This is a genomic window from Pseudomonas sp. TJI-51, assembly GCF_000190455.2.
Taxonomy (GTDB): domain Bacteria; phylum Pseudomonadota; class Gammaproteobacteria; order Pseudomonadales; family Pseudomonadaceae; genus Aquipseudomonas; species Aquipseudomonas juntendi.
Genome location: NZ_AEWE02000013.1, coordinates 41,462 through 48,791 on the forward strand (window position 1 = coordinate 41,462; position 7,330 = coordinate 48,791).

Sequence of the window (7,330 nt, forward strand, 5' to 3'; positions counted from 1 at the left end):
GCCCAGCCCCAACCGACCAAGGTCCAGACCACTCGCAGGTGTGCCACGCGGTGAGGCACGCTATACTGCCGCGCCCTTTTGCGTCGGCCATGCTGCCGGCGCGCCTTTGCAAGGCGTCTCGACATGCTGGTCGGCACCGTCGAGCGTCTCTATGAATGTTCCCGTCTTTAAGAGGAGCGCGCTGCATGACCGTGATCAAGCAAGACGACCTGATTCAGAGCGTCGCCGACGCCCTGCAATTCATCTCGTACTACCACCCCGTCGATTTCATCCAGGCCATGCACGAGGCCTATCTGCGCGAAGAGTCGCCTGCTGCCCGCGACTCCATCGCCCAGATCCTGATCAACTCGCGCATGTGCGCCACCGGCCACCGCCCGATCTGCCAGGACACCGGTATCGTCACCGTGTTCGTGCGTGTGGGTATGGATGTGCGCTGGGACGGTGCCACCCTGAGCGTCGACGACATGATCAACGAAGGTGTGCGTCGCGCCTACAACCTGCCTGAAAACGTCCTGCGCGCCTCGATCCTGGCCGACCCGGCCGGTGCCCGCAAGAACACCAAGGACAACACCCCGGCCGTTATCCACTATTCCATCGTGCCTGGCGACAAGGTCGAGGTCGATGTCGCCGCCAAGGGCGGCGGCTCGGAGAACAAGTCGAAGATGGCCATGCTCAACCCGTCCGACTCGATCGTCGACTGGGTGCTCAAGACCGTACCGACCATGGGTGCTGGCTGGTGCCCGCCTGGCATGCTCGGCATCGGCATTGGCGGTACCGCCGAGAAGGCCGCGGTCATGGCCAAGGAAGTGTTGATGGAGTCCATCGACATTCATGAGCTTAAAGCCCGTGGCCCACAAAACCGCCTGGAAGAAATCCGCCTGGAGCTGTTCGAGAAGGTCAACCAACTGGGCATCGGTGCCCAGGGCCTGGGTGGCCTGACCACCGTGCTCGACGTGAAGATCATGGACTACCCGACCCACGCCGCTTCGCTGCCGGTGTGCATGATCCCCAACTGCGCCGCCACCCGCCACGCGCACTTCGTGCTCGATGGCTCCGGCCCGGCCGAGCTGGAAGCGCCATCGCTGGACGCCTACCCGGAAATCGTCTGGGAAGCCGGCCCAAGCGCACGTCGCGTCAACCTCGACGATATCACCCCGGAAGAAGTCGCCAGCTGGAAGCCGGGCGAAACCATCCTGCTCAACGGCAAGATGCTGACCGGCCGCGACGCCGCGCACAAGCGCATGGTGGAAATGCTCAACCGTGGCGAAGCGCTGCCAGTGGACCTCAAAGGCCGCTTCATCTACTACGTTGGCCCGGTCGACCCGGTCGGTGACGAAGTGGTTGGCCCTGCCGGCCCGACCACTGCCACCCGCATGGACAAGTTCACCCGCCAGATCCTCGAGCAGACGGGCCTGCTGGGCATGATCGGCAAGTCCGAACGTGGCCCCACCGCGATCGAAGCGATCAAGGACAACAAGGCCGTATACCTGATGGCTGTGGGCGGCGCTGCCTACCTGGTAGCCCAGGCTATCCGCAAGTCCAAGGTACTGGCCTTCGCCGAACTGGGCATGGAAGCGATCTACGAGTTCGAGGTCAAGGACATGCCAGTTACTGTTGCCGTAGACAGCAACGGTGAGTCGGTGCACATCACTGGCCCTGCCCTGTGGCAGAGCAAGATTGCCCAGAGCCTGGCAGTCGAAGTCAAGTAAGCCTGATGTAACAGCGGCGCCTGCTTCGCGGGTGAACCCGCTCCTACAGGGACCTCATGTCCCCGGTGGGAGCGGGTTCACCCGCGAAGCAGGCGCCGCTGCTTTCAACGCACTCTGTCAAACTGCTCTGGCCAGTCCCTGCGGGTAAACACCTGCCCTTCCCGCCGCACCCGCCGTACTTCCTCAAGGTCCACGTCACACACCAGCCACTGGCTTCTGCCCGGCTCCAGCGCTGCGCTCAAGGCAACCACACCGTCCCCCGGCATGCCATGGTCCGGCGGTACGAACAACCCTGCCCGGCCAATATTCTCATCCAGCGCCGGCGACCAGGCCGCCAGCCCTACCGTCGGGCTCTGCAACACCGCTATCTGGTTCTCCAGCGCCCGTGCCTGGGCACCGATGCGCACCCGGTGATAGCCCGCCTCGGTGTCGGTGCAGCTCGGTGCCAGGATCAGGTCGGCACCCAACTCGGCCAACTGCCGCGCCAGCACCGGGAACTCATTGTCGTAGCAGATCAGAATGCCCACACGCCCCAGTGCAGTATCGAACACCCGCAGCCCCTGGCCTGCGCTGATGCCCCACTGCTCTCGCTCGAAGCGGGTCATCATCAGTTTGTCCTGGTAGCCCAGCGGCCCCTCGGGACCGAACAGCCAGGCGCGGTTGCGGTAGGCACCGTCATTGTCCAGCACCGGCACGCTCCCCGGCTGCAGGTAGATGCCCCAGCGCCTGGCCATGCGTTCACACAAGGCGGCCCAGGCGCCGATCAGCGGTTGGATCCCGGCAATCGAACCCAGCAGGTCGCCCCGCTGTTCACCTCTCAACTGGCCGCTGAGTACCAGCCCGGCATACTCGGGCAGCAACAGCAAACGGGCGCCCGCCGCCACCGCTTCGGCGCACAGGCCCTGCAGGTGGTCGGCATAGGCGTCCCAGGTTTCATGCAGTTCGATAGCGTACTGGCAGGCCGCCAAGCGGATCATACCGGCAGTTCCTTCAGCCAGAACGACATCAGCTTGTCGGAGCTTTCCTGCTCGTCCAGGTCACGCCAGGCATAGCGGGTGCGCAGCGACGGGTCGTGCAGGAAACCGCGGTTACGCCAGAAACCATGCAACGGCTTGTAGTCTGCAGGCCGGCGCGGGTGTACACCGGGCCGCTCGACCGCACAGAACGCGCAGTAGTCGAACTCGGCCAGTTTGTGGGCATAAGACTCGCGTTCGATGAAGAAACGCACGCCCAAACCTTGGCCGCGGTACTCCGGCAACACCAGCGACTCACCAAAGTAATAAACGCTGGCCGGGTCCCGCCCCTGGGCCAGGAACGGCTGCTGGAACTCCGGGGCCACGTCCACCAGCGGCAGGCCGGTAGATGCACCCACCACCTGGCCTTGGTCCAGCGCCAGCACCACCAGGCTGCGCCCGGAACGGGCATAGTTGGCCAGGTAGTCGGCTTCGTACTCCGGGGTGCCGTCGTACAGGTAGGGGAACTCGCGGAATACGGTAAGGCGCAAGCGAGCGAGGTCATCGATATAGGGCGCGATAGCGGCGCCGTGCAACAGGCGTATTTCCATGCTTGGCGGTCGTTTTGTCGATGTGGATGACGCGCTCGGCTAAGCCGGGCTTGAGGGGGAACCGTATCATCCGGGGCAACGACCCGCCTTTTCCCTACACGACAGGTATTGTTCCATGACCGCTACCGAACTGGTAAATGCGTACTACGCTGCCTTCAACGCCGGCGACATGCCGGGCTTTCTGGCACTGCTCAGCGAAGACGTGATCCACGACATCAACCAGGGCGAGCGGCAGATGGGCAAGGCCAGGTTTGCAGCGTTCATGGACAAGATGAACCGCTGCTACCGCGAGCGCCTGGCCGACATCGTGGTCATGCAGAACGCCGACGGCAGCCGTGCGGCGGCGGAGTTCACCGTGCATGGCCAGTACCTGGCCAATGACGATGGGTTGCCGCCTGCGAACGGGCAGACCTACGTGCTGCCGGCCGGGGCCTTCTTCTACATCCATTGCGGCAAGATTGCCCGCGTGACCAACTACTACAACCTCAATGACTGGGTTGAACAGGTAGGTTGAGCCTGTACGGGCCTGTTCGCGGGTTCACCTGCGAACACCCCTGTCAGGCGATGCGGGTGCCCAGCACCTTGAGGAAGGCCGCCAGCCACGCCGGGTGCGCCGGCCAGGCCGGGGCGGTTACCAGGTTACCATCCACATGGGCCTGGTCCACGGCGATGTCGATGAACGTCCCACCCGCCAGCCGCACCTCCGGCGCACACGCCGGGTAGGCGCTGCATTCGCGCCCTTCCAGCACCCCGGCCGCTGCCAGCAACTGCGCACCATGGCACACTGCTGCAATCGGCTTGCCAGCCTGGTCGAACGCCCGCACCAGCTCCAGCACCTTCTCATCCAGGCGCAGGTACTCCGGCGCCCGGCCACCCGGGATCAGCAGCGCGTCGTAGCGCTCGGGCCGCACCCGCACGAAATCGAAGTTCAGGGCAAAGTTGTGCCCGGGTTTTTCACTGTAGGTCTGCTCACCCTCGAAATCATGAATCGCGGTACGCACGGTCTGCCCCGCCAGCTTCTCCGGGCACACCGCGTGCACCGTGTGGCCGACCATGCTCAGTGCCTGGAACGGCACCATTGCTTCGTAATCCTCGACGTAATCGCCGACCAGCATCAGAATTTTTTTCGCCGTCATCGCACACACTCCTTCGCTCGCCCGTGAACAGTCATTGCACGATAGCCGCTATCAGTCGCGGCGGTCGAGCAGGTTCACCACCAGCCGGTCGAGCCAGCCCCAGATGCGCTGCTTGACCCGCCGCCACAGCGGCCGGGCGTGCCAATGGGCCAGGTCGACTTCCTCGCTCAGGGCAAAATCGCGCTCGAAGCTGGCGACCACGGCCGCCGTCAGCGGTGGGTCCAGTGCCTCGATGTTGGCTTCCAGGTTGAAGCGCAGGTTCCAATGGTCGAAGTTGCAGGAGCCAACGCTGACCCAGTCGTCCACCACGGCCATCTTCAGGTGCAGGAAGCACGGCTGGTACTCGAAAATGCGTACACCAGCGCGCAGCAGGCGCGGGTAGTAGCGGTGCCCGGCATACCGGACCGAGGGGTGGTCGGTGCGCGGCCCGGTCAGCAGCAGCCGCACGTCCAGGCCCTTGCTGGCGGCCCGGCGCAAGGAACGGCGTACACTCCAGGTTGGCAAGAAGTAGGGTGTGGCCAGCCATACCCGTTGCTTGCCGCTGTTCAAAGCGCGCACCAGCGCGTGCAGGATGTCCTGGTGCTGACGGGCGTCGGCGTAGGCAACCCGGCCCATGCCCTGCCCCTGCGCCGGCACCTTGGGCAGGCGCGGCAAGCCAAAGCCCTCGGCGGGGCGCCATGCGGTGCGGCGGTTGTTGGCATGCCACTGGCGGTCGAACAGCAATTGCCAGTCGGCCACCACCGGGCCTTGCATCTGCACCATTACCTCGTGCCAGTCACTGCGCGCCTGGCCGGGTGTCCAGAACTCATCGGTTACGCCCGTGCCGCCGACCACGGCCCAGCGCTCGTCCACCAACAGCAGCTTGCGGTGGTCGCGGTACAAGTTGCGCAGGCCGCGCTTCCAGCGCGGGGGGTTGTACCAGCGCAGCTCCACCCCCGCCGCCAGCAAGCGCTGGCGTAGCGTGCTGTTGAAGGCCAGCGAACCGTAGTCGTCAAACAGGCAGCGCACTCGCACACCCCGCCGGGCCGTGTGCTCCAGCGCTTCGACCACCGCCTCGGCACAGGCCCCAGCCTCGACTAGGTAGAGTTCCAGGTCTACCTGCGACTCGGCGCGCTCGATCGCCGCAAGCATGCGCGGAAAGAACTCGGGGCCGTCGATCAGCAGCTCGAACTGGTTACCCTCCCGCCAGGGAAATACCGGCCCCGGCATGTCAGCGCGCGGTGAAAATCAGCACCGCATTGACCGGCACCGACGGGTTGATGGACTTGAGCTTGGCAAACTTGCGCAGGTTTTCCAGCCCCGGCAGCAGGCCAAAGTCCTCGGCACGCAGCAGCAGTGGCTCGAGGGTGACCACCTGGAACCGTCGCGCATCCAGGCGGGTTGCCAGCAACAAGGCGTTGTAGCGGTGCGACTGCCCGTGCAAGGTGACCGTCAGCGGCAGGCGCAGCTCGATCTGTGCACCATCGGCCAGGTCATTGATCGGGCGCAGGTCGATTTGCGCCTTCACCGTGGCCTCGGCAAAGCGGCCGACCTCGAACAGCTGGTCACGCATCTGCTCGTCACGCAGGGGGATGCCACTGCTGACCGAATCCATCTCGATGCGCAAGCCCGCCACGCCCTTGTTGTCGACCGAACCATGCAGCACCAGGAAGCGATGCACTTCGGCGGTATCGCCGTTCTTGCCGGTAATGAACGACAAGCGCGAAGACTCGCCATCGAGGTGCCAGTTGGCATGGGCGGGCAGGCAAACAGCCAGCAACAGGGCGAAGAGCGCGGAGGGCAACTTGAACATGACAAATCTCAGAAAACCAAGCCGCCAACCTTACCCGCCCGCTTTACCGGCAGCAAGCGGCGTGCCCTGCAGGGTCTTGCGCACTCATGCAGAGCCCACAGCAGCCCAGGCCTTGTGCAGCCGTTTCTCCCGCGCCGCCGCAACCAGTGCCATCACCCCCTGATTCCGCTGCCGCAGCTCGGCCCAATGCGCCGGCCCCGCCGCCAACGCCGCGTCTACCTGCGGCCGCAGGGCCTGGAATGGCACGTACAAGCCCCAGGGGTTGTCACGCAAGCATCACCAAAGCTTCACCGGGGTGACACCGCGTCTACCTAGGCTGACTTTGCACAACAAAGCCGACCGGCCGCAACCCTTCATGGCTGGCTTATGGAGACTCGCAATGACTCGGATCGCTCACACTGGCGACAACAGCACTGAACGCCGTCTGCAAGCCGAACGCCTGGTTGGCGCCAAGGCGCTGCAAGAAGCCCAAGCCTTGCGCTACCAAGTGTTCAGCGCAGAATTCAAGGCCAAACTCAAAGGTGCCGAGCACGGCCTGGACATGGACGACTACGACGTGCACTGCCGCCATATTGGTGTACGCGACCTGAGTACCGGCAAGCTGGTGGCCACTACCCGGCTGCTTGACCACCAGGCCGCCAGCAGCCTGGGGCGGTTCTACAGCGAAGAAGAATTCCGCCTGCACGGCCTGTTGCAGCTGCAAGGGCCAGTCCTTGAACTGGGGCGCACCTGCGTAGCCCCCGCCTACCGCAACGGCGGCACCATTGCCGTGCTCTGGGGCGAGCTGGCCGAGGTCCTCAACGAAGGCCGCTACCGTTACCTGATGGGCTGCGCCAGCATCCCCATGCAGGACGGTGGCGTACAGGCCCAGGCCGTGATGCAGCGCCTGCGCGAGCGCTACCTGTGCACCGAGCACCTGCGCGCCGAACCGAAGAAGCCGCTGCCGAACCTGGCGCTGCCCAACAACGTCATCGCCGAACTGCCACCGCTGCTCAAAGCCTATATGCGCCTGGGTGCAAAGATCTGCGGCGAGCCGTGCTGGGACGAAGACTTCCAGGTCGCCGACGTGTTCATCCTGCTCAAGCGCGACGACCTGTGCCCGCGCTACGCCCGCCACTTCAAGGCGGCA

At 64.7% G+C, this 7,330-nt stretch carries 8 protein-coding genes and 1 pseudogene; 3 read left to right on the forward strand and 6 right to left on the reverse strand.

Annotated features, from left to right (window positions below; all coding sequences use genetic code 11):
• The first annotated feature begins 185 nt into the window (after positions 1-185).
• On the forward strand, positions 186-1,709 hold the full coding sequence (locus G1E_RS03315) for a fumarate hydratase (RefSeq protein WP_009685641.1): 1,524 nt from the start codon (positions 186-188) through the stop codon (positions 1,707-1,709).
• A gap of 104 nt (positions 1,710-1,813) precedes the next feature.
• On the opposite strand, the gene G1E_RS03320 is transcribed toward G1E_RS03315, so the two are convergent.
• Positions 1,814-2,686: a carbon-nitrogen hydrolase family protein gene (locus tag G1E_RS03320; RefSeq protein ID WP_009685642.1), complete on the reverse strand. Its 873-nt coding sequence runs from the start codon at positions 2,684-2,686 to the stop codon at positions 1,814-1,816.
• Positions 2,683-3,273, reverse strand: coding sequence for a GNAT family N-acetyltransferase (locus G1E_RS03325; protein WP_009685643.1), 591 nt, complete (start codon positions 3,271-3,273; stop codon positions 2,683-2,685). The genes G1E_RS03320 and G1E_RS03325 overlap by 4 nt, the downstream gene beginning before the upstream one ends.
• A 115-nt stretch (positions 3,274-3,388) precedes the next feature.
• Here G1E_RS03325 and G1E_RS03330 point away from each other — a divergent pair, with 115 nt between their 5' ends.
• On the forward strand, positions 3,389-3,787 hold the full coding sequence (locus G1E_RS03330; protein WP_029887342.1) for a nuclear transport factor 2 family protein: 399 nt from the start codon (positions 3,389-3,391) through the stop codon (positions 3,785-3,787).
• Positions 3,788-3,830: 43 nt separating this feature from the next.
• On the opposite strand, the gene G1E_RS03335 is transcribed toward G1E_RS03330, so the two are convergent.
• From G1E_RS03335 to G1E_RS30130, 4 genes and pseudogenes are all read right to left on the reverse strand, one after another.
• Positions 3,831-4,409, reverse strand: a complete 579-nt coding sequence (locus G1E_RS03335; protein WP_009685645.1) for a DJ-1/PfpI family protein — start codon at positions 4,407-4,409, stop codon at positions 3,831-3,833.
• Between the two features lie 51 nt (positions 4,410-4,460).
• Positions 4,461-5,618 carry a phosphatidylserine/phosphatidylglycerophosphate/cardiolipin synthase family protein gene (locus G1E_RS03340; RefSeq protein WP_009685646.1) on the reverse strand — a complete coding sequence of 386 codons (1,158 nt, stop codon included), beginning with the start codon at positions 5,616-5,618 and terminating at the stop codon, positions 4,461-4,463.
• 1 nt (position 5,619) lies between these two features.
• On the reverse strand, positions 5,620-6,201 hold the full coding sequence (locus G1E_RS03345; RefSeq protein ID WP_009685647.1) for a YceI family protein: 582 nt from the start codon (positions 6,199-6,201) through the stop codon (positions 5,620-5,622).
• 84 nt (positions 6,202-6,285) lie between these two features.
• Positions 6,286-6,456: pseudogene (locus G1E_RS30130) on the reverse strand (acyl-CoA dehydrogenase); the annotation flags it as partial.
• 124 nt (positions 6,457-6,580) lie between these two features.
• On the opposite strand from G1E_RS30130, the gene G1E_RS03355 reads away from it, so the two are divergent.
• Positions 6,581-7,330, forward strand: a 750-nt coding sequence (locus G1E_RS03355; RefSeq protein WP_047149625.1) for a GNAT family N-acetyltransferase, incomplete at its 3' end; no start/stop codon positions are given.

Coding starts and splice junctions, on each gene's coding strand:
- G1E_RS03315 (WP_009685641.1), top strand. CDS start 186: ATGACCGTGATCAAGCAAGACGACCTGATTCAGAGCGTCGCCGACGCC.
- G1E_RS03320 (WP_009685642.1), bottom strand. CDS start 2,686: ATGATCCGCTTGGCGGCCTGCCAGTACGCTATCGAACTGCATGAAACC.
- G1E_RS03325 (WP_009685643.1), bottom strand. CDS start 3,273: ATGGAAATACGCCTGTTGCACGGCGCCGCTATCGCGCCCTATATCGAT.
- G1E_RS03330 (WP_029887342.1), top strand. CDS start 3,389: ATGACCGCTACCGAACTGGTAAATGCGTACTACGCTGCCTTCAACGCC.
- G1E_RS03335 (WP_009685645.1), bottom strand. CDS start 4,409: ATGACGGCGAAAAAAATTCTGATGCTGGTCGGCGATTACGTCGAGGAT.
- G1E_RS03340 (WP_009685646.1), bottom strand. CDS start 5,618: ATGCCGGGGCCGGTATTTCCCTGGCGGGAGGGTAACCAGTTCGAGCTG.
- G1E_RS03345 (WP_009685647.1), bottom strand. CDS start 6,201: ATGTTCAAGTTGCCCTCCGCGCTCTTCGCCCTGTTGCTGGCTGTTTGC.